The 26,604-nt window shown below is 64.1% G+C and carries 21 protein-coding genes; 3 read left to right on the top strand and 18 right to left on the bottom strand.

Features of this window, described 5'->3' with window-relative positions; translation table 11 throughout:
• Window positions 1–25 precede the first annotated feature (25 nt).
• Together TMPK1_RS01655 and TMPK1_RS01650 are read right to left on the bottom strand one after the other, a co-directional pair.
• On the bottom strand, window positions 26–1,906 hold the full coding sequence (locus TMPK1_RS01655) for an MHYT domain-containing protein (RefSeq protein ID WP_420241016.1): 1,881 nt from the start codon (window positions 1,904–1,906) through the stop codon (window positions 26–28).
• Window positions 1,907–2,185: 279 nt separating this feature from the next.
• Window positions 2,186–2,662, bottom strand: a complete 477-nt coding sequence (locus tag TMPK1_RS01650; RefSeq protein ID WP_420241014.1) for a hemerythrin domain-containing protein — start codon at window positions 2,660–2,662, stop codon at window positions 2,186–2,188.
• 202 nt (window positions 2,663–2,864) lie between these two features.
• Here TMPK1_RS01650 and TMPK1_RS01645 point away from each other — a divergent pair, with 202 nt between their 5' ends.
• Window positions 2,865–4,346 carry a methyl-accepting chemotaxis protein gene (locus tag TMPK1_RS01645; RefSeq protein WP_420241012.1) on the top strand — a complete coding sequence of 494 codons (1,482 nt, stop codon included), beginning with the start codon at window positions 2,865–2,867 and terminating at the stop codon, window positions 4,344–4,346.
• 70 nt (window positions 4,347–4,416) lie between these two features.
• Here the strand turns inward: TMPK1_RS01645 and TMPK1_RS01640 are convergent, their stop codons facing one another.
• A complete protein-coding gene (locus tag TMPK1_RS01640) occupies window positions 4,417–4,620 on the bottom strand; it encodes a glycine zipper 2TM domain-containing protein (RefSeq protein ID WP_420241010.1) in 204 nt (67 codons plus the stop codon).
• Between the two features lie 155 nt (window positions 4,621–4,775).
• On the opposite strand from TMPK1_RS01640, the gene TMPK1_RS01635 reads away from it, so the two are divergent.
• Window positions 4,776–5,168, top strand: a complete 393-nt coding sequence (locus TMPK1_RS01635) for a hypothetical protein (RefSeq protein ID WP_420241008.1) — start codon at window positions 4,776–4,778, stop codon at window positions 5,166–5,168.
• A gap of 42 nt (window positions 5,169–5,210) precedes the next feature.
• Here the strand turns inward: TMPK1_RS01635 and TMPK1_RS01630 are convergent, their stop codons facing one another.
• The 4 genes from TMPK1_RS01630 to TMPK1_RS01615 form a co-directional block, all read right to left on the bottom strand.
• Window positions 5,211–9,314 carry a response regulator gene (locus TMPK1_RS01630; RefSeq protein WP_420241006.1) on the bottom strand — a complete coding sequence of 1,368 codons (4,104 nt, stop codon included), beginning with the start codon at window positions 9,312–9,314 and terminating at the stop codon, window positions 5,211–5,213.
• A gap of 97 nt (window positions 9,315–9,411) precedes the next feature.
• Window positions 9,412–9,969: a phosphatase PAP2 family protein gene (locus TMPK1_RS01625; RefSeq protein ID WP_420241003.1), complete on the bottom strand. Its 558-nt coding sequence runs from the start codon at window positions 9,967–9,969 to the stop codon at window positions 9,412–9,414.
• Complete coding sequence (locus tag TMPK1_RS01620; RefSeq protein ID WP_420241001.1) at window positions 9,948–10,643, bottom strand: P-loop NTPase family protein; 696 nt, start codon at window positions 10,641–10,643, stop codon at window positions 9,948–9,950. The genes TMPK1_RS01625 and TMPK1_RS01620 overlap by 22 nt, the downstream gene beginning before the upstream one ends.
• Window positions 10,640–12,166, bottom strand: coding sequence for an exopolysaccharide biosynthesis polyprenyl glycosylphosphotransferase (locus TMPK1_RS01615; protein WP_420240999.1), 1,527 nt, complete (start codon window positions 12,164–12,166; stop codon window positions 10,640–10,642). Before TMPK1_RS01615 ends, TMPK1_RS01620 begins: the two co-directional genes overlap by 4 nt.
• On the opposite strand from TMPK1_RS01615, the gene TMPK1_RS01610 reads away from it, so the two are divergent.
• Window positions 12,141–12,515 carry a hypothetical protein gene (locus tag TMPK1_RS01610; RefSeq protein ID WP_420240997.1) on the top strand — a complete coding sequence of 125 codons (375 nt, stop codon included), beginning with the start codon at window positions 12,141–12,143 and terminating at the stop codon, window positions 12,513–12,515. The two genes, TMPK1_RS01615 and TMPK1_RS01610, sit on opposite strands and share 26 nt — an antisense overlap.
• Here the strand turns inward: TMPK1_RS01610 and TMPK1_RS01605 are convergent, their stop codons facing one another.
• The 11 genes from TMPK1_RS01605 to TMPK1_RS01555 form a co-directional block, all read right to left on the bottom strand.
• Window positions 12,516–14,741 (bottom strand): polysaccharide biosynthesis/export family protein, encoded by a 2,226-nt coding sequence (locus TMPK1_RS01605; RefSeq protein ID WP_420240995.1) that lies wholly within the window; start codon window positions 14,739–14,741, stop codon window positions 12,516–12,518. It lies immediately after the preceding gene.
• Between the two features lie 63 nt (window positions 14,742–14,804).
• Entirely contained in the window at window positions 14,805–15,905 is a 1,101-nt protein-coding gene (locus tag TMPK1_RS01600) for a glycosyltransferase family 4 protein (protein ID WP_420240994.1), read from the bottom strand.
• The gene (locus TMPK1_RS01595; protein ID WP_420240993.1) at window positions 15,902–17,239 is read right to left on the bottom strand and encodes an O-antigen polymerase; all 1,338 of its coding nucleotides are present in this window, start codon (window positions 17,237–17,239) and stop codon (window positions 15,902–15,904) included. The genes TMPK1_RS01600 and TMPK1_RS01595 overlap by 4 nt, the downstream gene beginning before the upstream one ends.
• Entirely contained in the window at window positions 17,236–18,507 is a 1,272-nt protein-coding gene (locus TMPK1_RS01590) for a hypothetical protein (RefSeq protein ID WP_420240992.1), read from the bottom strand. Before TMPK1_RS01590 ends, TMPK1_RS01595 begins: the two co-directional genes overlap by 4 nt.
• Entirely contained in the window at window positions 18,504–19,571 is a 1,068-nt protein-coding gene (locus TMPK1_RS01585; RefSeq protein WP_420240990.1) for a glycosyltransferase family 4 protein, read from the bottom strand. The genes TMPK1_RS01590 and TMPK1_RS01585 overlap by 4 nt, the downstream gene beginning before the upstream one ends.
• A gap of 39 nt (window positions 19,572–19,610) precedes the next feature.
• The gene (locus TMPK1_RS01580; RefSeq protein WP_420240989.1) at window positions 19,611–20,918 is read right to left on the bottom strand and encodes an MFS transporter; all 1,308 of its coding nucleotides are present in this window, start codon (window positions 20,916–20,918) and stop codon (window positions 19,611–19,613) included.
• 119 nt (window positions 20,919–21,037) lie between these two features.
• Window positions 21,038–23,284 carry a TonB-dependent receptor gene (locus tag TMPK1_RS01575; protein WP_420240988.1) on the bottom strand — a complete coding sequence of 749 codons (2,247 nt, stop codon included), beginning with the start codon at window positions 23,282–23,284 and terminating at the stop codon, window positions 21,038–21,040.
• A gap of 115 nt (window positions 23,285–23,399) precedes the next feature.
• Window positions 23,400–24,221 carry a DUF4437 domain-containing protein gene (locus TMPK1_RS01570; protein WP_420240987.1) on the bottom strand — a complete coding sequence of 274 codons (822 nt, stop codon included), beginning with the start codon at window positions 24,219–24,221 and terminating at the stop codon, window positions 23,400–23,402.
• Window positions 24,218–24,517: a hypothetical protein gene (locus TMPK1_RS01565; protein ID WP_420240985.1), complete on the bottom strand. Its 300-nt coding sequence runs from the start codon at window positions 24,515–24,517 to the stop codon at window positions 24,218–24,220. Before TMPK1_RS01565 ends, TMPK1_RS01570 begins: the two co-directional genes overlap by 4 nt.
• Complete coding sequence (locus TMPK1_RS01560) at window positions 24,514–25,581, bottom strand: class I SAM-dependent methyltransferase (RefSeq protein WP_420240984.1); 1,068 nt, start codon at window positions 25,579–25,581, stop codon at window positions 24,514–24,516. Before TMPK1_RS01560 ends, TMPK1_RS01565 begins: the two co-directional genes overlap by 4 nt.
• Window positions 25,578–26,504: a VOC family protein gene (locus TMPK1_RS01555; protein ID WP_420240983.1), complete on the bottom strand. Its 927-nt coding sequence runs from the start codon at window positions 26,502–26,504 to the stop codon at window positions 25,578–25,580. Before TMPK1_RS01555 ends, TMPK1_RS01560 begins: the two co-directional genes overlap by 4 nt.
• Between the last annotated feature and the right edge of the window lie 100 nt (window positions 26,505–26,604).

Raw genomic sequence — 26,604 nt, 5'->3', positions numbered from 1 at the left:
CTAGGCCATTCGGCTGCGTACGCGCCTACGCTGCTTCGTCCTTCTGGCGCACGCGCAGCGCGGGCAGAACGATCGAGGCGCGCGTCCCCTCGCCTTCGACGCTTTCCAGCTCCAGCCGGCCGCCATGCCGTTCGGCGATCCGGCGCGCCAAGGACAGGCCCAGCCCAAGCCCTTCGGCGTTGCGTCGGTGGCTGCCGTCGCCCTGGGTGAAACTGTCGGTGGCGCGCGCAATGTCCGCGACCGACATGCCGATGCCGGTGTCGTGCACCGCGATGCGCAAGTCGCCGCTGAGATCGCGCGTCGTCACCAGGCGGATCATCCCGCCCGCATCGCTGAACTTGATTGCGTTGCCCAGCAGGTGCCACAGCGCATAAGCGATCTTGCGTTCGTCCATCAGCACGGCCGGCGCCCCGACCGCTTCGATTTCGAGACTCAAGCGCGCCCGTGTCGCGGTGGTTTGCAACCGGCGCGCTGCGCTTTGCAGCAGGCTGTGTGGATCGACCAGGTCTTCTTCCAGCAGATCGTCGGCTTCGAGACGCGTCAGCTCGATCAGATCGCCGACGATATGCATCAGGCGATCGACCGAGCCGTGGATCTCGCCGGCAAACTCGGCCACCTGCGCGGTGTCGAACCGGTCGGCATTGTCGCGCAGCATTTCGGCGAAACCGAGCGCGACGTGAATCGGCGTGCGCAGCTCGTGGCTGATGCTGGCCAGAAATTCGCTTTTGGCGCGGTCACCGCGCTGGGCTGCGTCGCGCGCCGCCGCCAAGCGCTCGGCTGCCAGCCGTGCTGCGGTGACGTCATGCAGCTGCATCAGGCGGCCGCGCAGGTCGGGTTCGTCAAACGCATCCTGCACCGTCGTTTCGAGGATCAAGCGCCCGCCGCTGGGCAGCGTGACCGCCGCATCGAGGCGGCGCACGTCGGCGTCGAGCTTCAGATCGGCCTCGCGCGCCAACGTATCCAGCGACTCTGCACCGGGCACAACGTCCAGAATCCGGCGGCCGGTCAACGCACCCGGCGACACACCCAGCAAGCGACTGACCGGTCCGCTTTCAAACCGGACGCGCCCGTCGCGATCGAGCAGCAGCACAACGTCGGTCGCGTGCTGCATCAAGGCGCGGAACCTCCGCTCGCTGCGTTTGGTCGTCGCCGCTTCGCGTTGCGCCAAGCGGTGTTCGACCCAGACCGACAGCATGGCGAGAAAGCTGCAGGCGAGAAACACGACGGCGATTGCCATCGCAAGCCAGAACCGGTCGATGCCGACCGGAGTTTCAGCAATCGTCGCGTCGGGCAGAAACCGCGCCGCCGCCATGCCGGTGTAGTGCATGCCCGCGATCGCAGCCGCCATCACCAGCGATGCGACGACGCGCAGCCAAAGCAAGCGCACGGTAAAAGCGATGGCCAGCGCCGCAGTCGCAGCCACGATCGCGATCACGACCGACAGGCTGAACAGCCACGTGTCGTACAAGGTGATCGCCTGCATGCGCATCGCGTACATGCCGGTGTAGTGCATCAGCGCGACGCCGATCCCGACGATCGGGCCGGCCAACAGCCAGGCGCGCCAGTTTCCTTCGGCGCGATCAACCAGCCAGATACCCGCCGCCACGACCAGCACCGCCAGCAGCATCGAGACCAGGGTCGCAACCGGGTCGTAGGCGACCGCCAGCGGCAACTGGAAAGCCAGCATGGCGACGAAATGCATGGTCCAGATGCCACCGCCCAGCGCGAGCGCGGCGGCGAACAGCCATAGACGACGGCGATTGGTCAGACCGCTGCGGGCGCGCGCGGTCAAAGTCAACGCAGCAAACGACGCCACCGCCGCAACCACGACCGACAAAATGACCAAACTCGTATCGTGCGACGCATCCAACGCGCCAATGCACGTTCCGGTCGTCAGTTGAACCATGGATCCCTCAACAGCTCTTTCGAGCCACGCGATTCCCGCGCCGTGATTGTCGACGCTGTTCGTTAGTTACTGGTGATGCGTTGCGCCGGATTGGCTGCCACGTGGTCGCACGTGGAAGCATACGGCGCTACCGGAAATTCCCGCGCGAAATGCGCCGGAAGCCGCGACCTGCACGACAAAATTAGCATGGGCCGCAAGCGATTCGCTGCGCTGCAGACGTATATCGGCGCGACGGCGACCGGCCGCCGTCGCGCTCTCAACTGGGACGTTCGCCGGGTCTTAGCCTTCCAGCAACTTGGCCTTCTCACGCTTGAAACGTGCGCCCATTTTTTCGAGCTCGTCCTTCGAGAATTCGGCGTGGGCGCGCTCGAATCCGTCGCTCTCTTCTTCTTTGACGTGGTGGCGCAGCACCTCTTGCAGCACCTGCGCCCGCGCCGTCCATTTTTCGGACGTCTTGTCCCGCATCGCCCACAGCTTATCGAGCTGCTCGGCCAGCACCTCGTGCTCGACATCGCCTTCGAACGCGAACAGGCGTGAATCCTCGTTCTCGGTCTTATCGAGCTTGCGATAGAGGATTTTTGCTTCGGCTTCCGAATGCGCCTTCAACTCGGCGCGGACTTGCGCGAACAGCTCGCGCCGCTCTGCGGCGTCGTCGCTGTCGAGAACACGCTGCAGCAGCTGATCGACCGCTTCGTGATCCGCGTGAAGATCGGCAAGAATTCCTTCGCGGATCCGCAACAATTCCTTCAAAGCCATTTTGTCTCCTTCCGACGATTCCCTTTCGGGTGAACGCCGTGAAAACGAAATTGTCTTTACCCCTCGGCAAGTTGCAGTCGGCCAGGCTCGCGACGCCGGCCGAACATTGCGGGTTGCGGCTTAGGCCATTCGGCCGAATGGCGAGGCATTTGGCTGCGGCGTAGGTGTTTTCCATCAAAAAAAGGAAACCGGAGGGGCGAGAATGTTCGGCACCAGCACTTACGAACTAAAAGCCAAACTCAAAGCACTCGACGCCTCCCAGGCCGTGATCGAGTTCAGTCCCGACGGTACCATCCTCACCGCCAACGACGCGTTTCTGAAAGCGACCGGCTACACGCTAGCGGAACTTCGCGGCCAACATCACCGCATGTTCGTCGACGCCGCGACGCGCGACGGCGCCGAGTACAAACAATTCTGGAACCGGCTTGGCGCCGGTGAATTCCAAGCCGGCGAATTCAAGCGCGTGCACAAAAGCGGTGCCGAGCTTTGGCTGCAGGCTTCGTACAACCCGATCCTGGGTCGCAACGGCAAGCCGTTCAAAGTCGTCAAATTCGCCAGCGACGTCACCGCCCAGAAACGCAATTCGGTTGATGCGCAGGGCCAGATCGATGCGATCAATCGCAGCCAGGCGGTGATCCAGTTCAGTCTCGACGGCACGATCCTCAACGCCAACCCCAACTTCCTGGGCGCGGTCGGCTACACGCTCGAAGAAATTCGCGGCAAGCATCATTCGATGTTCGTCGACGCCGCCTATCGCGACAGCGCCGAGTACAAACGTTTCTGGGAAACGCTGCGCCGCGGTGAATATCAGGCCGCCGAATATAAACGCTTCGGCAAAGGCGGCCGCGAGATCTGGATCCAGGCCTCGTACAACCCGGTTTTCGATACCAGCGGCAAGCCGGTGAAGGTGGTGAAGTTCGCCACCGACATCACCGCCCTGGTGCATGCACGCATGCAGCGCGAAGAAGTCGGCAAGGCCGTCGACACCGATCTCGGCAGCATCTCGTCGGCGATTACGATCGCCAACGAACAGGTCAGCAGCGCCGCCAGCGCGTCGATCGAAGCCTCGACCAACGTGCAAGCGATGGCGAGCGGCGCTGAACAGCTGGCCTCGTCAGTCGGCGAAATTAGCCGCCAGACCAACAGCGCCTCGCGCATCACCGAAAACGCGGTCGCCCAGGCCGAGCGCACCAACGAGATCGTGGTCAGCTTGACCGACGCAACCAACCGGATCGGCGAAGTGGTCAAGCTGATCACCGCCATTGCCAGCAAGACCAATTTGCTGGCGCTCAATGCCACGATCGAAGCGGCGCGTGCGGGGGAAGCAGGACGAGGATTTGCGGTCGTCGCAACCGAGGTCAAAGGCCTAGCGACGCAGACCGCAAAAGCGACCGACGAGATCGCGGGTCAAATCAGCGAAGTGCAGACCGCGACCGCCGAAGCGGTCGGCGCGATCAAGGACATCACCGGCACGATCGCGCAGCTCAACGAAATTTCCGCCGCAATCGCTAGCGCGGCCGAAGAACAGAATGCAGTCACGCGCGAGATGTCGAGCAACATGCAAACGGCGGCGTTGGGCGTCAGCTCGATCAGCCAAAGCATGACGCAGATCGCCGATGCAACCCGCACCGCCGAAAGCGCAACCGTCAAAGTGCGCGAAGCATCGCGCCGTCTGGCGTCTTAGACGCGCGCAGCGCGGCTCCCGGCCATCATCTCTTGAAGTGAAGCCGGGAGCGCGCTGCGCACTCGTTTACTTAGCGGGCCAGCTCGTGGCCCAGCAGCGCGCCGCCGACACCACCGGCGACCGTCGCCGCCGTCTTGCCTTCGCCTTTACCGAACTGGTTGCCGGCATAGGCGCCCGCGCCCGCACCGATCGTCTCGGCACAAGCCGCCAAGGTCAGCGGCAGCGCGACGATCGCGGCCAGAGCGGCGATGCGGTTGAATTTCATGTTACGCATAGGTTCCTCCATTTACGCCAGGAACAACCCGCACAGCGCGGCGCGGTTCCCCACATGCGCGCTGTTCTTTGATCGTCGCGAACTTGTCACGGCGCGGCCCCGCAATCGCCGCGATCCGATTGTTTCCTTCTCATGCGTGCAACGAGGAGGATGTAATGCGTAGCTGGAAAACCGTTCTTGCCCTGACCTTGGTCGCGGGATCGCTCGGTGCCGGCGTTTCGACCGCGCAGGCGCAGGACGCCTGGCAGCGTGACCGTTGGGACGATCGTCGCGCCGAAGCGCGCTTCAACATGGACAGCCGCGACTGGGCGCACCAGTTCGAGCGCCGTTTGAACCGCGTTGCGATGCGGATCGACGAAGCGGCGCAGCGCGGCGATCTCAGCCCGCGCGAAGTGCGTCACTTGTCGTGGCAGCGCGATCGCCTGGCCGCGCGCGAGCAGAATGCGATCTCGGATCGCTATCTCAGCTCGCACGAGCGCGAATATCTCGACCAGGAATTGTTCGCGCTGGCGCGACAGTTGCGGATCGACGTCGCCGACGCCTGGTAGCGTCTAGCGCGACGAAGTCGCGCTCTGACTTCTTGCAAGAAGTCAGAGCGCACTTCGCGCGCTAGAGTCCAACGCCCGCCGCACCGTCTGCGTCAAGGCTTCGGCGCGGAACGGTTTCTGCAGCACGTGCGCTTCGCCGGCCGCGTGCAGCGCGCCGATTTCGGCATAGCCGGTGACGAAGATGATCGGCAGATCGGGCCGGATCGCGCGGGCACGGCGCGCCACTTCGGCGCCGTTCATGCCCGGCATGGCAAAATCCAGCACCAGCAGATCGATGTTTTGCGTGCGTTCCAGCACGTCCAACGCCGCACCGCCGCTGCCCGCGGTCAGCACGCGATATTGCGCATCGCGCAGCATGGTGCTGGTGACTTCACGCACCGCATCGTCGTCATCGACCAGCAGCACGGTTCTGCCGGCGCCCCCATCTCCCGCGACCGCACGATCGACGACATGCGGCGCTTCGGCGGCGACGATTGCGGCGCGCGGAAGATAGACCTGCACCGACGTACCCTTGCCCTCTGCGGTCACGATGCGCACGCCACCGCCCGACTGTTTGGCAAAGCCATAGACCTGCGCCAGGCCGAGGCCCGATCCTTTGCCGACTTCCTTGGTCGTGAAGAATGGTTCGAACGCTTTCGCCAGCACCGCGTCGGACATGCCGGTGCCGGTATCTTCGACTTCGACCATCACATACTGGCCCGGCAGCGGTTCTTCCGGCCGCCGCGCCATGTTGGTGGTCTCGACATTCGCGGTGCGCACGGTCAAGGCGCCGCCGACCGGCATCGCATCGCGCGCATTGATCGCGAGATTCAGAATCACCAATTCGATCTGCGTCGGATCGACCAGCGCTGGCCACAATTCCGGCGCCAGATCGGCCTGGAACGCCAGCGCGCCGCCGATCGTGCTTTGCAGCAGACCGCGCATCTCGGCGATGACGACATTGAGATCGGTCGGTTTGGGCGCCAAGCGTTGCCGGCGCGAGAAAGCAAGCAACTGTCCAGTCAAGGTGGCGCCGCGATCCGACGCTGCGCGCATCAGCTCCAGCCGCCGCGTCTGCGCCGGATCGGCGACGCGCCGCTCTAGCCATTCGACGCTGCCCGTGATCACGGTCAGCAGATTGTTGAAGTCGTGCGCGACGCCGGCGGTCAACTGTCCAACCGCTTCGAGACGCTGCATCTGCGTCAAGGTCGCTTCGACGCGTTCGCGTTCTTCGATCTGGGTCAGCAACTGCCGGTTGGCAGTCGCCAGCTCTTCAGTACGCGCGGCGATGCGCTGCTCCAAGGTTTCGTTCAGGTCGCGCAGCTTGCGTTCGCTGTCCTGCGCGGCCTGAAACAAGCGCGCATTGTCGATCGCGATTGCGGCCTGCGCCGAAATTCCTTCAAGCAGTTGTTCGTGCCGTTCGGTGAACATGCCCGGCGTCGAATGGCCGAAGAACAAGCCGCCCAGCACTTCGCCACTGCGCGACACGACCGAACTGGCCAGATACGACCGCACCGGGAGATGGCCCTGCGGCATGCCGTGATGCGGCGCGCTTTTGCCGTAGCGCGGATCTTTGGTCACGTCATCCAAGCGCACGATCCCCTCACCGCCGAAGGTCGGCGCGAAGACGGCGGTGTTGCGCGGCATCGGAAAAGACGAGAAGGCTTCACGCGGCACGCCCGACAGCGTGTAGAGCATGTAGCTCTCGCCGCGGTCGTTGATGACGTTGTAGAAAAACGCGCCAAACTCGGCGCCGGTCAGCTGCGTCGCAGCGTCGGTAACGATCTGCACTGCGCGGTCCAGATCCAGCTCGGCTGCAACTGCAGTGCCGACACGGTTCAGCGTTTCCAAGGTGCGCGCCTGGCTGCGCAAGGTGGTTTGCGCTTCGCGGCGAACGCGGGCTGCCTGCAAGGTTGCACTGACACGCGCCAGCAATTCGCGCGCCGAGAACGGCTTCACCAGATAATCGTCGGCGCCCGCATCGAGCCCCTCGATCGTCGCCTCTTCACCCGCCCGCGCCGACAAAAGCACGACCGGCACATCGGCGGTCGCAAGATCAGCGCGTACGGCGCGCAACAGCTGGAAGCCGTTCAGCACCGGCATCATCACGTCGCTCAGCACCAGGTCGGGCTTGCGCGCCTGGATTGCCAACAGCGCAGCTTCGCCGTCACCGACCGCTTCGACCTCGTAGCCGCGCCCGGCCAGTATACGGCGGACATAGTCGCGCATGTCAGCATTGTCGTCGGCCAGCACGATGCGCGCATGGCCGACTGCCTCCTCCGTTTCGCTCGACGCAAGATCGTCGGCGCTCGATCGCGTCGGTACTGCATCGGGTGCGTGCGCATCTTCGCCCGGCAACCACCGCAGCGCCTCTTCGACATAGGCTTCGGCGCGCGAACTGGCCCAATCGGAATCGGCGTTGCCGAGACGGTCGGCCGGCAGATGCGCGGCGCCAAACGGAATCTCGACACGGAATTTGCTGCCGCGTCCGAGTTCGCTGGTTGCGGTGACGGTGCCGCCGTGCAGCCGCACCAATTCCTGCACCAGCGCCAGACCGATGCCGCTGCCTTCGTAGCTGCGCCCTTGCGCGCCTTCGACCCGATGAAAGCGTTCGAACAGACGCGGCACTTCGGCGGGCGGAATGCCGGTGCCAGTGTCTTCGACTTCCAGCACCGCCGCCTCGCCGTCGGCACGCGCGAACACGCGCACCGTGATGCCGCCGTTGAACGTGAATTTGAACGCGTTCGACAGCAGGTTCAGCACCACCTTCTCCCACATGTCGCGATCGACATACAGTTTGTCAGGCAAGGGCGGCGCGTCGATCGTCATCGTCAGGCCGGCTTTTTCGAGCGCGGATTCAAAGCTCGACGCCAGCTCGGTCGTGAAGCGCGCAAGGTCGGTCGGCTGGTACCGCGCCTGCACCCGCCCCGCTTCGATGCGCGCAAAGTCGAGCAAGGTGTTGACCAGTTTCAACAGCCGCAACCCGTTGCGATGCGCGACGTCGACCAGCTCGGCTTGACGCGGCGGCTGGTCGCTGCCCGCCGCCTGCAGCTCTTCGAGCGGCCCCAGCATCAACGTCAGCGGCGTGCGGAATTCGTGGCTGACATTCGAGAAGAAGGTGGTCTTGGCGCGATCGAGTTCGGCCAACGCTTCGGCGCGGCGCCGCTCTTCTTCATACGCCGTCGCATTGCCGAGACCGGCCGCGATTTGCCCCGCAAGCAGATCGAGAAAACCGCCATAGGCCGCGTCCAACGCACGGTATGGATTGACGCCAACGATCAACGCGCCGGCCGGTCGCTCCTGCCCGCTGCGCGCGATCGGAACCGCAACCGCTTGCCGCGGCGGACTCGGCCAGGCGCCGCACGGCACGGTCGCGAGGCGCGTGTCCAGCTGGTCGAATTCGACCCGCGTCGCACCTCGCAGCAGCGGCGACAGATCGAACGCCGCGCTGTCGTCGAGCGGCAGATGGTCGGGCGCAGGGCTGCCCCCATTGACGTCAAACCCGACGCTGCAGAACCGTGCCGCGTCGTCGCCGAAGCGATAGACCAGCGCGAATGGCAGGTCGTTCGCGTTGGCGCCCAGCCGCCGCTCGATCGCGTTGCGCACGTCTTCGTTGCTGTTGGTGCCGGCCAGATCCGATGCAAGCGCGCTGAGCGTCGACAGGCGGCGCTCGCCGATAACGCGGTCGGTTTCTTCGGTGACCACGCACAACATGCCCGCGATCGCACCCGCATCGTCGGCGAGCGGGCTGTACGAAAACGTATGATACGTCTCTTCGGGAAAGCCGCTGCGTTCGAGGAACAGCATCAGCGCTTCGTCCCACGTCGCCTCGCCCGTATTCAGCACGTGTTCGACGCGCGGACCGATGTCGGGCCAGATCTCCGCCCAAACCTTGCGCGTCGATGCGCCCAACGCCGTCGCGTCTTTGATGCCCAGCGTCGGACGATACGAGTCGTTGTAGAAGAAGGTGAGATCCGGGCCCCAGCCCATCCACATCGCGTAACGCGAGGTGAGCAGGATCCGCACCGCCGTGCGCAATCCCTGCGGCCAGCCGTCGACGGGGCCAAGCGGCGTTGACGACCAATCGGTGGCGCGCATCCGCGCCGCCATGGTGCCGTTGCCGGGAAAAAGCTGCTGCAGGTCGTTACGCGTCGTGCCGGGAATCATGGGTCGCGCAGAGTAACGCCAGGCGCGAAAAAACCGCGCCACGGTGGAAGAAAAAATCTGCGGAACAAAAAATCGGCGGGTGGCGTTTTCGCGCGCCCTAATACGGCGAATGTGCGCGGATTACCGGATCAAGGAACGGTCCGATGGCCGCGGCTAGAACGACGCCCGCCAGTGCCGCGCGGCGCAACTGCCGGCGCAGCAGCGATTCAGGCCCCGCCTGGATCCAGAAAAAACCGGTCAGCGCCAGACAACCCAACGTCAGAACCAAACCACCGAACACATCGATCCAGCGATGCGGCGTGTTGGTGACGCGCGACAGGCCGACCAGCAGCGCAATCGCCACCGTCCCCAGAAACGCCAGCAGCCGTTGCGGTTTCGTCTGCCATCCCAGCAATGCCAGAAACCCGCCCGCGCCGACCGTCGCCAGAACGACATGGCCGCTGGGAAAGGAATTGAGATACGGATCTTCATTGAGCGCGATGCGCAGGCTGATCTGGATGATCGAGACGGCCGTCAGCGCGATCAGCCAGCGCAGCGCATGGCGCCGCCCGTCGGCATAGACGGCCAGTGGGACCAGACAGGCTGCGATGAAAACGAGGACGTAACCGACGGCGCCGGGCAGTGCGATCAAACTTACAAGCGTCGGTAGATCCATGACGGGATGTAGAAGCGCCGCTTGTTGAGGACGATCCCGATCGGATTGGCTCCGCCGAGCTTGAGCTCTTGAAGTAACCGCTGCGTCACCGGAATGCGAGTCGTCTCGGCCTCGACCACGATCGCGACCGCATCGGCCAGGCGCGCGATCGGCATCGTCTCGGCCGCCGCCTGCAGCGGCGCCGCGTCGATCACCACCCAGCGATATTCGTTCCGCAACGCCTGCAGCGCGCGTTCGATCAGCCCAGGCGGCAAGGCATGGCCGCGCGGCAGCGCCACGTCGATCAGCCGCGCAAAATCATAGGCACGGCCGTGCGACGACTCAGTCGCGGGCACGATCGCGCGCAACGGATCATCGCCGCGCTCGAGGCAACCGATCAGACCGCGGGCGCGCGGGTCGTCCTGATTGCGGTCCTTGGTCGTGTCAGCGTCGAGGAACAGAACTTTGCTGCCCTGTCGTTCGGCCGCAATCGCAGCCAGACCGCGCGCGACGCTGGATGCACCGACGCCGGCCGACGGGCCGACCAACAGAACGGTGCGGCCGGGATTGGTATCGAGCAGCGCATCGACGCGATTGAACAACCGCAGCAACTCGTCGTGCTGGGCTGCGTCGAGATTCTCGTCGCTGGTGGTCTCGCCGGCGGTCGTTATGTTTGTGGGGGCGATGCTGCTCATACGCTGTTCTTTGCCGATGCAATCGCGCCCGGCGTGCGCAGCAGGATCAGCAGATCCAGGGCGAGCGACCAGTTGGCGATGTAATAGTGATCGTATTCGATGCGGTTGCGCAGCTTGTCCATCGTCGCCGTGTCGCCGCGCCAACCGTTGATCTGCGCCCAACCGGTCATGCCCGGCTTGACGCGGTAGCGGATGCCGTAATCGCGGATCGCGTGGCTGAACACGATGCCGTCGACTTTCGTACCCGGCGCATGCGGCCGCGGTCCGATCAACGACATCTCGCCAGTCAGCACGTTGATCAGCTGGGGCAGCTCGTCGAGGCTGAATTTGCGCAACACCGCGCCGACGGCCGTAACGCGATCGTCGCCGCGCTGGACCTGACGCTCGACCGTCGCGTCGGCGGTTTCGTGGCGCAAGGTGCGGAACTTCCAGATGCGGAACGGATGTTCGTTCAGCCCCAGCCGGTCCTGGCGAAAGAACACCGGCCCGCGGCTGTCGAGCTTGATCGCCAGCGCGATCAACAAAAAGAGCGGGCTCAACAACGCCAGCAGCAGCGCCGACCCAACCCGGTCGATCGCGCCTTTCACCAGCCACCAGCGCGGCGCGATCGGCGGACGCTGCAACATTGGCACGTCGAAGCCGAAGCTTTTGACGAAGCCGGTCGGCGGAATCGCGCGCAGGATCTTTTCCGGCGACAGCAACACGCGCACTGGCAGAAAGCGCAGCGTGTCGACCGTGGTCGCAATCCGCTCGGCCGCAGCCCAGGGGAATGCGACCAGCACGTCGTCGATTTCGAGATTCTCGATCAGGATCGGCACGCGCGCGACCGGGCCGAGATAGAGCAGACGCGGATGTTCGATGCTGCCGAACTCGCGGTCGTCGCAATAGCCGACCAGCAGCGACCGGTCATCGCCGCGTGACTCGTGCAGGTCGAGAATACGTTCGGCGTCGGAATCCGCCCCGATCACCAGCACCCGACGGCGCGGCGTGTGATAGAGCGCGAAATTGGGATAGAGCCGCACCTGCACCAGGCGCCATCCGACCAGCATTAGGCCGCCGACCCCGATCAGCAGCGCGATGCGCGCCGGCCGGTCGACGAAGAAGCCGTGCGTCATCAGGCTGCCGAAGGCGAAGACCAGCACCGCCACGCACCAGACACGCAGTGCGTCGATATAGGTTCCTTCGACGCTGCCATGTTTGCGCGGATCGTAGACGCCGCGCAGAAACGCCATCGAGACATACAGCGCCACGACGAGGCCGCCATTCAGCATCTCATTGTCGAACGGCGCGATCTCGGTGACGATGCCGACACCGAACCACACGATCGTGCAGAACAAGATGTCCATCACGCCCACGAACGTCGCGAAACGCCAGGCGCGCGCTACACCACGATCGCTGTTGGCACTGGGCAACGGCGTGCGGATCGAATGGCGGAAGACGCGTCCGCTGCTGCCGCTATTGGTGGCAGCGGCCATAATCTCGGGCGGCAGCCCGGCCATGCCGGCGGAATTGGGCGAAGTCACGGGACGCGCCACCGCAATTGACGCGACCAAGCTGAAAGTCGGCGGCCAGGTGTTTCGCTTGTTTGGAATCGTCGCGCCGCGCGCCAGCGATTTCGGCGCGCAGGATTCGTACCAGGCGCTGGTGCGCGTGCTGGCGTCGCGCGACACACGCTGCGTGCCGATGGCGCGAAGCTGGGAAGGTCTGCCGGTCGCGCGCTGTTTCGTCGGTCAGGGCGACGTGTCGCGCCAGCTCGTTGCTGGCGGCTATGCGCGCGATTGCCCGCGCCAGTCCGGTTCGGCGTACGAGCCAGCCGAACGGTATCAACCGCCTGGCCCGGCTGCATGGACGCCGCTTCCCGGTGACTGTTGATCACGGATTCACCGTCGTGTTCAGCGCGCTGCCGGGATTGCGATTGACCGCGTAGCTGAAGTTCTTGCTGAACGGGATCGCCTTGTTCAGGTACTGGTCAACGAACAGATCGATCTCCGCGATGGTCGAACGCGGCACGTAGATGATGTCGAAGCCTTGCAGCGGCACGTCTTCGCCCTTGCCGCTCAGGAACGCTTCCACGTCGACAGTGCGCAGCATCGGACGGCCTTCGGCATTGCGCCGGACCAGCACGACTTCGCTCAGCTTGGCCGTATCTTTTGCGCCGGTCGCAAGCGACAACGCTTCGGCGACGCCGATCGGACCCGGCATTGGATACAGGCCGGCCGCGTTGACTTCACCGCCAACGAACACGCGCTGCGAAGCGAGATTGCGCAGCAGCACCTGCACGCGCGGCTGGCGCAGATCGCGCGCAAAGCGCGTTTCCAACTCTTCGGTCAGGCTCGGCACGGTGCGTCCGCCCGCTTTCACGATGCCGACCAACGGCAGGCTGACCGCACCGTCGGGCGCGACCGCGACGCGTTCGTTGAATTCGGGATTGAACGGGAACTTCACTTCGAACTCGTCGCCCGGCCCAAGCTGGTACGACGACGCGACCGAGGTCCACGGCGCAAAGCCGGTCGGACCGATCGGCGCCTGCTTGACCGACGAACAGCCGGCCAGCGCAGTCAACAGACCCAGCAACATCAGGCCGGGCAAGCGGCGTCGTGCTTGTTGCACGATCCGGCGCAGCAATGCGCGCGTCGGCGTGTCGCGCTGCTCGACGTCACCCGGGATGTAGGGCAGCGCCGCCAACACCGGCAAACCAAACGCAGCAGCAGCGCGGTCGGGAACGCTGATCGTGTCGGACAGCAATTCGGCTGCACCGACCAGCACGACGGCGCCGATCAAACCGCCGAACAGGCCGGCCATCAGATAGAGCAGCGGTTCGGGACGGATCGGTTTGCGCGGATCGGGGCGCGTCGCTTGCTGCACCACTTGCAAGCTGCCGATCTTTTCGCGGTTCAGCGCGTCATAGACCCGCGCCTCTTCCAGCTTGGTCAGGATCGATCGCAAGGTCAGATCGCCTGCAACCACGTCGCGTTCGATCGTGCGCAGGTCCGACTGGTTGGCCGACATGTCGTCGATCAAGGTCAACACGGTTTGGCGCTGCGCCGCCAACGCGTCGCGCCGCTCGCCCAACGCATCGACGTCGGCTTGGGCGCGCAACAAGTCGCGCTCCAGTGCGACGAACGTGTCGTTGAGGCCGGTACGCACGCGCCCGGCAAATTCTTTTTCGCGTGTGGTCAGCTCGCGCTGGGCGATGCCGATTTCGCGGCGAACCTGGGCCACGCGCGGACTGTCGTCGGTGAACTGGGCCAGCAATTCCTGTTCGCGCAGGCGCAGCGACAGAAGCTTGCTGCGCGCTTCTTCGACGATGTGGGCAGTTTCGGCTTCGCGATAGGATTCGATGATGCGCGGCGTCGCCTCCATCTGGCGCTTCAGCACGTCGGTCCGCTGGCGCGCTTCGGCGATGGCTGCTTCGACGGTCTTCTGCGCATTGTCGAGATCGACACTCTGGCGCACGCGCAGCGGGATCTGTTCGTCATAGCCGCCATCGACATGGCCGCGCCGGAATGTGGCGAGACGCTGTTCGGCCGCCTGCAAGCGCGCACGCGCCGACCGTTCCTGGTCTTCAAAGAAGCTGGTCTGCAGTTGTGCGTAGGCGCGGATCGAGTTTTGCCGGAACAGATCGACGAAATGGTCCAGCGCATCGCGCGCAATGTCGGAATCGGCATGCTCGAACGAGATGCGGATGGTCGAGGAGTTGCGCACCGGCACGATGGTCAACGCGCGTTCGAAGCGGCGGATGGCCTCGTCTTCGCGTTCGACCGGATCGCGCGGCAACGACCGGTACAGACGTTCGGCGCCAACCGCGCGCACGGCGCCCTGCACCACGTCGCGACTCTTGAGGATCTGCACCTGCTCGTTGAGCACTTCGTCGCGATCGATGATCGGCGCCACCATTTGGCTGGCGCCGCCCGCTGCACCGACTTCGGGGCGGTAGACGAACTCGCGACCAAACTTCACCAGCACGACCGAGCTCGATTGGTAGATCGGCGTCATGAAGAGGCTCAACGACAGCCCGCCCAGCAACGCAGCCGCGAGCACGATGGTGGCGTGCCAGCGGAAGCGAAAGGCAATTTGCAAAAGGTCGCGCAACGTCATGCGCGGAACATGCGAGCGCTGCGCTATGCATACAGTGGCTAAACCGTAGAATTCACACGGCCGTCACAGTGCAGTCGTGAGCAATTCGCTATAGGCGCTAGAAACCGTCGCGAGCATACGACCACGGGCGAATTTCGCCCGTAATACGGGTGAGGATTCCACGGGGCTTCTCTGCAAAACTGCCCGCAGGCATGCGGCGAGCGCTGCGACATCGCCCGTCGGCGCCATGCATGCAGCCGGATGATCGTGCAGAATTTCGGGCAAACCGCCGGTCGAAAACGCAGCGACAGGCAAACCCAGCAGCGCTGCTTCCAACGCGACATAGCCGAACGATTCAAATCGCGACGGGATCAGAATTACGTCGCAAGTCCGCATGCGGTCGGTCGCATCGCGCACGTCGCCATGAAACACGACACGATTACCAAGCGGCGCGGCCTGCGCTTCCAACGCTGCGCGTGCCTGTCCGTCGCCGTAGATATGGAGCTCGATCTCGGGCACGCGCGCAGCGACCTCGATCGCAAGATCGGGCCCCTTCTCGTCGCGCAACATGCCGAAGAACCCCACCACCGGCCGTGCACGAACGTGCTTTGGCAAGCGGACCGGTGCTTCGTCGGCCAGCGCGTGTCCGTTCGGATTGATCAGCATCGGCAGGCGCGCGACGCCGGTGCGGCGTGCGAAGGCGTCGGCCGAGTACATGGACTCGAACAGGAACAGATGGGTGAACGGGATCAGCGCGCGTTCGGTCTTGCGATAGACAAAATCCTGCACCGGTCCGAACGCGTCATGCGCGCTGCCGCCATGCGGCGTGTAGACGGCACGCGCACCGACCACATGCGCGGCCAGCCGCGCATAGAGCCCGCCTTTGGCACCGTGCCCGTGCAGAATTTGCGCCCGGCAACGCCGCGCCAACGCAATCACGCGCAGAATGTTGCGTACGTCGCCGAAGGCCGGTGGCCGGCGAATGTCGAGCGCCAGCATCTCGCTGCAGCGCGCTTCGATGCGCGGCACCTCATCCGTGAATCGCGCATCGAACAGGCGCGTCGAATAGACATAGGCTTGCGCAACACGCGCCGGATCGAGCCCCAGCAGCAAATCATGCACGTGCAGCCGCACGCCACCGACCTGGCTGCCGACGATCTGGATGACGCGGATGGCCGCACTCATGTCGCTTGCAGGCCGCGCCGTCGTTCGCCGCGTCCGATCAGGCGACCGACCATCAGCAACGCGGCCAAAATATAGACGGCGAAAAAGGCGCCCGAGAAAATCACCGCGTCGATGATCTGCAACATCAGAAACCCGGCCCAGACGCGCGCATAGCGATCGACGCCGACGTCCTGGTCGACGCCCTGGCGGATCCAACGCATCAACCGTCCAACGACGAAGCCGTACCAAAGCCCGCCGAGAATCACGCCGACCCAGCCGAAATTCAGATAGGGCTCGCCGAACACTGGCGGGCGCAAACCGGAATGGAAATCGGGATCGAGTCCCGCCAGCCGCGCCGTGACGCGACCGATGCCGTAGGTGGTGCGGAAATCGGAAATGTAGGACGGAATGAAGGCCAGCCAGCCTGCAACATAGGTGCGGCCGTAATAGAAGCTCTGATCGTCAAAGCCGCTCAGGGTCCAGGCGAATTCGCGCAGATCCGAAATGTCGCCGTTATAGAAGGTCGACGATAGCTGACGACCGAAACTGATCTGTTGCGACACGTCACCGTCGCGCAGCTGTTTCATCAACACCGCAACACCCAGCAGCGCTACGGCGCCAAAGATCAACAACCAGGTGCGGCGCAATCGGTGCACCATCGCAACGCAGATTCCCGCGGTCACCGCGGTCAGGATCACGGTGGTGCGCGTGCCGCCGATAAAACCCAGCCCCAGCACCGCAACGCCGATCCACAAAGTCGTGCGTTTCTTGGCGGCGACGCCCCACAGGATCAGCACAATGGCGCAGAACGGAACCACCTCGTACCAAAGATTGAAAATCGGGCGCAGCTCGGGTCGTTCGAACACCAAGGTGCGTCCGGCAAAAACCTGAAAGCCCAAGGTCAGCAGCAGCAGCGACATCGAAATCGCGATCAACGCTGCCAGGAACGCGCCGACGCGCGTAAACCAGCCTCGGCGCAGCGCATCGAAAATCAGATCTGCAACCCGCAAATGCGGCCGTGGCGACAGGCGCGACAACGCCATGCCGATCAGCATGCAGACGATGCCGCCCAAGGTGATCACAAAGGCGTGGTCGAGATTTTCGAGCACGGTTTCGAACGACCGTCCGACGACGCGGATATTCTCCAGCGACAGCGCGAACGGGTACATCAGGAAGATCTTGAGATAGAAGCCGTAGCCGAAAAACCAGCTATTGAACGAAATCACGCCCCAGCGCTGCGCGTCGCGCCGCCAGAAGGCGAGAAACATGACCGTCGCCAGCACGATCGCCAGCCACATCCACACCGAGACTTTCTCGAGCGGCAACAGCGCATAATCGGTGACGGTGTTGTTCATGAAGGCAACTGCCGCGCGCGTTGGATCGCCAGTGTCGCATAGACCAACGCGCCTGCGGCGTAGATGGCTGCATAGCCCTGCCAGAATCGCACGACCTCGACCTGGAACAGAAAGGCCAACGCCGCCCCTGCCGCAAAACAGACGACCAATGCGACGGCCGCACGCGAGACGGCAAGAAAGGCGGCCGTGTGAATCAGCAGGTGGTTGCTGATCGTCTGCACCCCATTGGCGATCACCAGCAGCCCGGCAAGCGCGCCGAGCATCGCGGGCATCGCGACCGCATCCGCCACCAGCTTCGCGTACAGCTCGTTCCCCGCCAGGATCAGCAACAGCGACAGGCACATGGTCGGCAAGGCGACTGTGGCGACGACGCGCTGCGTCGTGCGGATCAGCGCGGCCCGGTCGCGCGCGTGCCAGGCGCGCGTCTGCGCCGGCACCGCCGCCTCGCACAGCGACGCGCTGAGCACAGTCGCGCCGCGCAGCGTTTTGGCGAGCAGATCGGCGACGATGGTGGCCGGACCGACACCGAACAACCACGACGCCACTGCGTAGGGCGCGTTGTAAATCGCAAGCTCGGCCAACGCGTAGCTGCCAGCGCGCGCAAGATCGGCGCGGTGCGAACGCCAGGTTTGCACCATGCCGCCGACGACAGGACCGGGCGCCACCGCACCGATCGCGCGCAAGCGCAGCAAGGTCGGTGCGACCGGCAGTGCCCACGCCGCCAGACCAATCAGCGACGCGGTGCCGACGCTGACGCCCAGCAACGGCAGCAGCATGGCGCCAATCTGCAACGCGCGGCGCGACGCTTCGGCGAGTTCGATCTGCACGAACCGGTCGACCGCGACCGACAAGGTGCGCAGCGCGAACCACGGCAGGTTCAGCGCAGTAAAGGCGAAGAACGCGGCCAGCCCCAGCGCATCGGGAATGGCACGCAGCAACGCGACCGCAAACAGCACCACCGCGCCGACCAGAACCAGCGCGGCATAGAACAGCACCACCGCCCACCCCTGCCGCGCCAGCGACGCGGGCACGTTGCCGTCGAGCCAGGCCGGACGCAGCCGCGTGAACAACACGCGCGCAATACCAAGATCGAACGCCCACAATGCGTTGCCCAATGCGCCCGCGAGCACGTAGTGCGCGAAGGAGTCGAGCGGCAAGGTGCGTGCGAGAATGGCGGTTTGCAGCAGACCGAACACCAGCCCCGCCCCTGCATTGGCCAGGCGCAACGCGCCGAACAAGGCGAAGCGATCTTTGGGCGCCTCGCTCACGGCAGCGTCTTCCACAGTCGCAACGCAGCCGCACGCCACGTCATCGTGTCGGTGCGGGCACGACCGCGCGCAGCCAGCGTTGCGCGCCAGGCTGGATCGGTTTCCAGCCGCAGCATCGCCGCGGCAAGCGCGTTCGTGTCGCCGCGCTTGGTTGCAAACACGCCGTCGCCGCCGACTTCGACCAGCGCTTCCTGATCGCTCACCAGCACGGCGCAACCGCTGCGCATTGCTTCGACCGGCGGCAGACCGAAGCCTTCGTACAGCGACGGATAGACCAGCCCCAGCGCGTTCTCGTACAGCGCTTTCAATTCCGCGTCGTCGACAAAACCCAGCACCTTTGCACCTTGCGGCGCAGGCAAGGTCGGATGCACGCGCGCATCGGCACGCCCGACCAGGGCCAAGGTCGCGTTGGTCTTGCCCTGCAGCTGTGCATAGGCCTCGACCAAAGCCGGCGTGTTCTTGTTGCGACCGCCGAGACCGACGCCAAGAAAATAGCCGTGCCGCGTCAGACCGTGTTTTTCGAGCGCGCGCACATCCGACGTGATGCGGTCGATATGATCGGCGCCCTCGCCCACCACCGCGATCCGTTCTTCGTCGGCCCAGTAATAGCGCGCGATTTCACGACGCGAGAATTCGGTGACGGTCACCAGCGACGCGACGCGCCGGCACAGCAGCGGCTCCAACACCGAATAGGCAAGTTTGAAACTGCGTGAGAACGCGTTGGGCATCGCACGCGGCGTCGCGTCGTGAATCACCAGCGCCTGTCGCCGCGTCAGCAACGGTCCGAGATTGCACAACGACACCAGGCTGCGCGCACCGACGGCGCGTGGCAGATCCCATTGCTCCCACCCATAGCCGCCGCGCGATCCGATTTCGGTCTGCGTGATGCGTTGGAGATTGAGTTTGCGCGCGCCCGGCGGACTCAGGATCGTCACGTCGGAGCTGTGGATCGTGCCGTCCGCAAGGAGGGCATCCCAGGCGCCGACGATCTCGGCCGCGAAACGCTGCACGCCCGTGCCGGCCTGGGTCAGAAACCGCCCATTGATTGCAAGCCCGTGCGCCACCTGTCCCCCGACTCAACCGTGGGGACAGAAAGCCCGATCCTAGTGGCCCGAACCAGGGGTGACGGCACCTGCCGATGTTAACGTCGCGGCCAGTTGCCGGTAGTGGCGCAAGCCCAACAGGATCAGCAGCAGCGCCGGAATGCCGACCGCGAATGCTTCGATCGTCATTGCATTGGCAAGGCCGTGCGGTTTCGGCAAACGATCGGCAAGTTCGCCGACCACCCAGGCGCCCATCGCCTGCCCGCACAGATTGATCACGAGAAAATAGAAGGCGGTCGCCTGGGCGCGGATCTGTCCCGGCGCGATGAAGGTCAGCGCTGCGGGCCCGGCTGCAGCCGCGATGCCCTGTGCCAGAAACGCGAAGAACAACGTGCCGACGGCCTGGTTGCCGCTCGCCATTTGCGGATAGAGCGCAAAGCTGGGTACGCCGATCGCAAGCCCGATCCACAAGACGCGCATGCTGGCATCTTGTTTTCCGGCGCGCAGAAAGCGCGACGACAACCATACCGACAACGCGGTGCCGCCACCGCCGCCGAGGAAAAACAGAAACCCGACTGCGGTGCCGACTTCGACCACCGACCAGCCGAACTCCTGGCGAAACAGCGTGATGTTCCAGAAGGCGAGCGAGCCCAACGTCAAGGTCGCGCCCGATCCAATGAACAAGGTGCCGAACGCTTTCCAGTTTTGCGCGACGAAGCGCAGCGTCCGGACCAGGCCCGCACTGTCGAGCGAAACATAGCCGCGCGACTTGTCGCGCGGCGGCTCGGGCATGAACAACCACAAGATCGCCAGCACCAAACCGGGAAACCCGATCAACAGAAAACAGATGCGCCACGGTGCCAGTTCGATTCCGCTGGCGGGCGCCCATTCGCTGATGAAATGCACCAGCCTGCTGCCCAGCAGATAACAAAGGCCGGCACCACCAAACGTGCCGCACATGAACAAGCCGACGGCGCGGGCGCGGCGTGCACCTTTGAAATAGTCGCCGATCAGGCCAAGCGCGCTGGGATTGACCGCGGCCTCACCCAACCCGACGCCCATGCGCGAGAGAAACAACAGCGTGTAGGAATGCGCGACGCCGCCCAGCATCGTCATCACGCACCACAGCGCGATGCAGCTCGACAGAATATATTTGCGCGGCAAGCGATCGGCGAGCCAACCGAACGGCAAGCCCATGATCGCGTAGAACAACGCGAAGGCGATGCCGAACAACATCCCGACCTGCGCGTTGGTCAGCGCCAGCTCGGTCCGGAACTGGTCGAGCACCAGGCTCGGCAGAAATCGGTCGATATAGGAAACCAGCTGCGTCGCCATGAGAAGAAAGGCGACCGTCCAGCCGGATTTCATGTCGTCATCCCCGCGAAGGCGGGGATCCAGGTCGTTGAGCTTGGAATTCGAACCATCCTTCGCGCTGATACCTGGACCCCCGCCTTCGCGGGGGTTCTAGGCCCCCGCTTCGCGCGTGCCTAGAACTTGTACCGCAACCGCACGTCCCAGATGCCCGGCGTATTGAGGAAGATGCCGGTCGTCGACAGGAACGAGACGTTGTAGCTGCGATCGAAGCAGTTCTTGCACTCCACCGTGAGCGACCAGTTCGGCAGACGATCCGACTGAAACGCAACCGACGCGTCCCACAAAACCTGCGTGCCGGTCCACGATCCGTCGAGCAGATCGGGATTGCCCGCGTTACCGATGCCATAGCCGTTATTGTAGGTCAGCCCCACAGTCGGCGACACGGTCAACTGTTCGAACCGCGCGTCGTAGGTCACCGAACCGCTGAACGACACATCCGGCGCACGCACCGGCCGCGCGATGCGGCCCTTGGCGTCGACGAAGCCGCGATTGCACTCGGCCGCGATGTTGGTGGCGTTGTTGGCGCCGATCGCCGTGTTGCAATTGCGCTGCTGCGTCGCGACGTCGGCCGAGATGCTGGTGTAACGCGCATGCTGCACGCCGAGATTGGCGTTCACTTTCAAATTGTCGGTGGCGAGCCAGGTCAATTCGAATTCGCCGCCGTAATTGCGCAGGTCCGCCGGGTTGGTGACGGTGAAGAAGCGCGTGCCGTTGACGATGTACGCCGCCGAGATCTGCTCGTCCTGCGTATAGGCGTAGAAGCCGGTGACGTTGAGGCGCAGGCGCTTGTTGAACAGGTCGGCGCGCATGCCGACTTCTTCCGACCAGACGCGTTCGGGTTTGAAGGCCAGGAACGCGTTGTTGGCCAGCGCACGACCGTTCCAGCCGCCCGACTTCGCACCGCGCGTCGACGACGCATAGAACATCACGTCAGGATCGAGCTGATAGGTCAGCGCAAAGCGCGGCGTGATGAAGTTGGCGTGCAGATTGACCGGAATACCCGCCGCGATGATGCCCGCCGTATTGACGTCCGGCCCGATGTTGCTGGCATCACGGCGCACGTCGAGCTTCTTTTCTTCGTGCGTGAAGCGCAGGCCGACCGTCGCGGTCAACTGGTCGGTCAGTTTGTAATCGCCCTGCGCATAGGCTGCCTCGGTGTTCAGCGTGTTGCGAATGGTGCGGTCGCCGGTGACGGTGAAGGTCGTCGCACTGCCCGTGCCGGTGCCGAGATCGGTGACGTTGCGTTCGCGCAGGAAGAACAGACCGCCGACCCAGGTCAGCCGGTCGTTCAGCGCCTTGCCGGTCAGTTTGAATTCCTGGCTGTACTGTTCCATCAACCCTTCGTCGAGCGACGGCGAACCGCCATAGGCGATCGGGTTCGGCGGCGCGAAGGTGGAGTCGATCAGGTAGTTCTGTTCGGTCTTGCGATAGCCGGTGATCGAATTGATCGCGACCGGACCGAGATCGTAATTCACGTTCAACGTGACCGCGGTCAGCTTGGTCAGGTCGGTCAGGTCGTTGTTGGCTTTGGCACCGGCATAGCCGAACCGCGCGAGGTAGCCTTTGGTCACGCCCGAATAGACGGTGCGATCGCCAGTCACCGGATCGATCCGGTTCAGAATGTTGCCCATGTCCTGATAGGCGTAGAAGGCAGACAGGTCGACGGTCAGGCGCTCGCTGGGCAGGAAGCGCACGTCGCCGCGCACGCCGTACGAATCTTGGCCGTTCAAATCGGCGCCAGTCGATTTCTGCTTGGCCCAGCCGTCGCTGCCGACGCGATAGGCCGACACTTTGGTCAGGACTTTCGGATCCAGCGGTGCGTCGACCGACGCGCGCAGCTCATACTGGTTGAACCGTCCGATCGACGCTTCGGCGTAACCGCCGAAATGATCGGCCGGCTTGCGCATGATCACGTTGATCGCGCCGCCGGTCGTGTTGCGGCCGAACAAGGTGCCTTGCGGGCCGCGCAGCACTTCGATCCGTTCGACGTCGAACAGGTTCATGTTGTTGCCGTTCTGACGCGACAGAAACACGTCGTCGACATAGGTGCCGACGGGCACGTCCTGGGTCGGGAAGCTTTCGGTATTGCCGACGCCGCGCAGATAATAGGTCGCCGACCCGCCCAGCCCGACATTGTTGTTGCCGACCAGGTTGGGAACGACGCGGATCAGATCGACGGTCTGTCGAATCTGCAGCTGCGCCAGGTCGGTCGCCGTGTAGGCGCTGACCGCCAGCGGCACTTTCTGCAATTGCTGTTCGCGGCGCTGCGCCGTGACCGTGATTTCTTCGAGCTGCGCGAATGCGTCGGTCGATGCCAACGCGGTGCCTGCAAGCAGCAGGAGTCCAAAAATCCGTTTCATGTCCCAGCTCCCGTTCCCAATTCTTTTACCTGCGATCGCCGGCGCGCGTTGTTTGTTTTTGGCCGTTTTGCCGAGGCAAAACGTTGTCGCCACACCGTCTCGTTTTATTCTGTCGTCACCACCAACTTGGCGCCGGTTCGGTCTCGCCGCGTGCGTGCTCGAGTTCTTGCGGCAACTGCGCGTCGTAGGGCGGCCACCACATGAATTTGCGTTCGGGCTCGACATACTCGGTCTTCAAACTTCCGCCTTTGGTGCGGAAGAAATAGAGATTGCCGGTCAGCGACCCGTACGGGCCGTGCGGTACGTTGGCGGGTCGCCAGAAATACGCACCCGGCCGCATCACGCCGCGATTGCCGTGCACCTCGCCGCTCAACAGGTACATTTCTTCGACGGTCGGATGAATCTCGGCGCGCTCGGCCCAACGCAGCGGCAAGGTGCCGAGAATCCATGTTGTGTCGTTGGTGGTCGGATCGACATAGAGAAGCTTGCGTCCGGCGCCGGGCGGAAATTCCGGATGGAAATTGCCCGTGTACGGCACGTGCATCGCATCTTCGATCTTCACCAGCCGCGCTTCGTTGTAGGCGCGTGCAGCACTGCGCACCGGCTTGCCGTCGAAGAAGCTCAGAATGATTGCGCCCTCGGGCGCGCTGCGCGCACCTGCATCGTAGCCGGCAGGGAAATGCGCGAAGCCCAGCTTGCCATAGCGCGTGCCGCCGATTTCGACCGCGCCTTCCAGCACCAGAAACTCTTCATCGACATTCAACGCACCGGCAGGTGCCGTCCACCCTTTCGGCAGACGCAACATCAAGCTCGCAGCATTCGTGTCGGAATCGCGACTAAGAATGCGAACCGACGCGCCGGGCGCAGCGGCCCAGCCATCGTCGTCCTTCCACGCGATCTTCTGCGACTGGACGAATTCAATCCAGGGACGCGTCAAGCGTTTCTCTCCTCAGCTTCGTGTCGTGTCGGTGATCGCGGATCGTCGCTTTCGCGAAGCACGCGCATCAATTTCAGCATCGACCGCGCCAGCGCGGCCGCCGTCTCTTCGCGCGTCAGCGCCGCTTCGGCCGCTTCGCCAATTTCAATGTCGGTGGTGATGCCGGCGCGGATCAGCGCGTTCTGCAATGCGATGCGCGCGCTGCGTTCGGCATGGAGCTGCGACGCAAGTTCGAACACCAACGCCGCAAGCTGGCTGGTATCGAGATCAGGCTTCAACGGATCATCGCTGCTCATCTTGAGTCTTCCGCCTGCGCGGGGGCCGCCATCTCCGCTTCCAGCACCGCCCACGGGAAATGCCATTCGGCGCGCGCCGGCCATTGCAGCGTGTCGAGACGCCCGGCGCCGCGCTCATCGAACGCGACCCAGCGCGCATCGGCAAAGCCTGCTTTGCGCGCCATCGCGACCAGATCCGCCTGCATCGTCGTCGGCAGGAACGGTTCGTTGTTGCGCGTGCCATGTTCGATCATCGCAAGATCGCGAAACGCGTCGCCGGTGAAGTGGAAATCGAGAAACCGCAACACGCCACCCGGCGCCAACAAGCGCGATGCTTCTGCGAACACCGCAGGCAGGATTTGCTGCGGGATCTCGTGCACGAACATCGTCGAGGTGACGAGATCGGCGGACTTGTCTTCGAGGCCGGTTGCAGTCGCATCGGCCTGGCGATAGCGCAGCGCCAGATTGCGCTCGTTTGACCGCGCCGCAGCCAATTCCAGGCACGGGCCCGACAGGTCGACGCCGATCACCTCGGCTTGGGCGAAACGCTGTTTCAGCGGCCAAGCCGATTTACCGAAGCCACAGCCGAAATCGACGATGCGGCGATAGTCGCGCGCGGGAATTGCGGTTTCGGTGAAGAGGCGATGGAATTTGTAATCGTCATTGTCGCCCAGCATCACCAGCCGCGCGCCAAGCTCGTAGACCAATGCAGCCGCTTCGCTCGACCAGATGCCGCCCGGCTGCACGTGAATGTCCCACTCCGTGTACCAGTCGGGCAGATCGAAGGTCGGATCCAACTCGACGGTCGACGGACCGTTGTCCAGAAATGGAATCGACGCAGCCTGGTGTTCGATCGCATCGCCGACCGCACGCCACAGCATTTTCTGCGAGCCGCGTTCGAGCCAGGCGAACCAGGGATAGGTCGGCAGGCGATGCACGGTCTTTGCGATGGCGCGCGCGTCGCCTTTTGCACCGCTTGCGTCGAACTCGTGGCGCAGCTGCGGATACAGCTCGGTCGCCCAGGCGCGACGCAGCGCCAGCACAAAGTCGAGTCCGGCGCGATCTTCGATGGCGACTTCGCTCATCGATCGATTCCTTCTTCGAGTTCGATCCGTTCACCCGCGGCACCGACCAGACAGGCGATGCGACGGCCCGGCACGCCCATCGTGCCGACATAGTCGCGGGCCGGCAGCGTCGTGACGCCGAACCGGACGCTGACAATGCCCGCGGGCAGATCGCCCACCGCACAGGCGCGCGGCATGGTTACAGCCGGATATTCGTCGAGTTCGATCAAGGTGCCCTGCGGCAGCTTGATCAGCCCGTGCGCGTGCAACGTGTCGTCGGGCAACTCGTTGGCGCGCGACAGCACGCGCACCGGCGTCGAGACCGGCGGATCAATGTCGTTGGCAAAGCCGGCATAGGTCGCGAACAGCGTTTCGATGTCCGGCCCGCCCGCAACCATGATGAAGATGCGTCCGACCAACGAACGCGCCGATGCCAGATCGAGCCCGCTCCCCTGCCCGATTTCGGTCAGATACAGACATTCGCCGGCCGGGCCGATCACCTGCATCGCGACGATCATCGGAAATCGCGTCAGGCCGCGCGGCTCGCCAATGATGCGAAAGTCCGACCCGGCAAGACGTGCGGCCAGAGCGTGGACGTCCTGCACCGTCAGCTCGATCGCGTTCCAACCATGTGTGGTCAGCGACGGCACTGCCTGCGCGGCAGGATTCTCGACGAAGCGCAGATAGACGCGTTCGCCGCTGGCAGGTTCGAGATCGAGAAAGCGCCGGCCGGCGGCTTTGGGTGCGCCCCACATCGATGCGGTGGCATCATCGATCGTGCCGCGCGCCGCAACGCGCAGCTCCAGCAAACCGACATAAGCGCGTTCGATCGCCGCTAAATCGGGCACGACAAGCGTCGCACCGCGGATCGCGCCCAGGGTCGGACGTGCCGTGCCAGAACGTGTGTCCGAAGCCGCTTGCTGTCGCACCGAAGTCAAAGTCACGCCCGCCTCCTTAGATCAGGAGCCTGAAGCGCCACCCCTTATGACGACAAAGGAGATGATTTGGCCTAGCTTGTGAAAATTCCTCACAACCTGGCCCAGG

The sequence above is a fragment of the Roseiterribacter gracilis genome, from assembly GCA_018332375.1.
Taxonomy (GTDB): domain Bacteria; phylum Pseudomonadota; class Alphaproteobacteria; order BOG-932; family Roseiterribacteraceae; genus Roseiterribacter; species Roseiterribacter gracilis.
This window is presented reverse-complemented; position numbering and strand designations above follow the sequence as displayed.

Coding starts and splice junctions, on each gene's coding strand:
- TMPK1_RS01630 (WP_420241006.1), bottom strand. CDS start 9,314: ATGATTCCCGGCACGACGCGTAACGACCTGCAGCAGCTTTTTCCCGGC.
- TMPK1_RS01640 (WP_420241010.1), bottom strand. CDS start 4,620: ATGCGTAACATGAAATTCAACCGCATCGCCGCTCTGGCCGCGATCGTC.
- TMPK1_RS01575 (WP_420240988.1), bottom strand. CDS start 23,284: ATGAAACGGATTTTTGGACTCCTGCTGCTTGCAGGCACCGCGTTGGCA.
- TMPK1_RS01565 (WP_420240985.1), bottom strand. CDS start 24,517: ATGAGCAGCGATGATCCGTTGAAGCCTGATCTCGATACCAGCCAGCTT.
- TMPK1_RS01595 (WP_420240993.1), bottom strand. CDS start 17,239: ATGAACAACACCGTCACCGATTATGCGCTGTTGCCGCTCGAGAAAGTC.
- TMPK1_RS01635 (WP_420241008.1), top strand. CDS start 4,776: ATGCGTAGCTGGAAAACCGTTCTTGCCCTGACCTTGGTCGCGGGATCG.
- TMPK1_RS01600 (WP_420240994.1), bottom strand. CDS start 15,905: ATGAGTGCGGCCATCCGCGTCATCCAGATCGTCGGCAGCCAGGTCGGT.
- TMPK1_RS01655 (WP_420241016.1), bottom strand. CDS start 1,906: ATGGTTCAACTGACGACCGGAACGTGCATTGGCGCGTTGGATGCGTCG.
- TMPK1_RS01650 (WP_420241014.1), bottom strand. CDS start 2,662: ATGGCTTTGAAGGAATTGTTGCGGATCCGCGAAGGAATTCTTGCCGAT.
- TMPK1_RS01645 (WP_420241012.1), top strand. CDS start 2,865: ATGTTCGGCACCAGCACTTACGAACTAAAAGCCAAACTCAAAGCACTC.
- TMPK1_RS01605 (WP_420240995.1), bottom strand. CDS start 14,741: ATGACGTTGCGCGACCTTTTGCAAATTGCCTTTCGCTTCCGCTGGCAC.
- TMPK1_RS01580 (WP_420240989.1), bottom strand. CDS start 20,918: ATGAAATCCGGCTGGACGGTCGCCTTTCTTCTCATGGCGACGCAGCTG.
- TMPK1_RS01625 (WP_420241003.1), bottom strand. CDS start 9,969: ATGGATCTACCGACGCTTGTAAGTTTGATCGCACTGCCCGGCGCCGTC.
- TMPK1_RS01560 (WP_420240984.1), bottom strand. CDS start 25,581: ATGAGCGAAGTCGCCATCGAAGATCGCGCCGGACTCGACTTTGTGCTG.
- TMPK1_RS01620 (WP_420241001.1), bottom strand. CDS start 10,643: ATGAGCAGCATCGCCCCCACAAACATAACGACCGCCGGCGAGACCACC.
- TMPK1_RS01610 (WP_420240997.1), top strand. CDS start 12,141: ATGCCGGCGGAATTGGGCGAAGTCACGGGACGCGCCACCGCAATTGAC.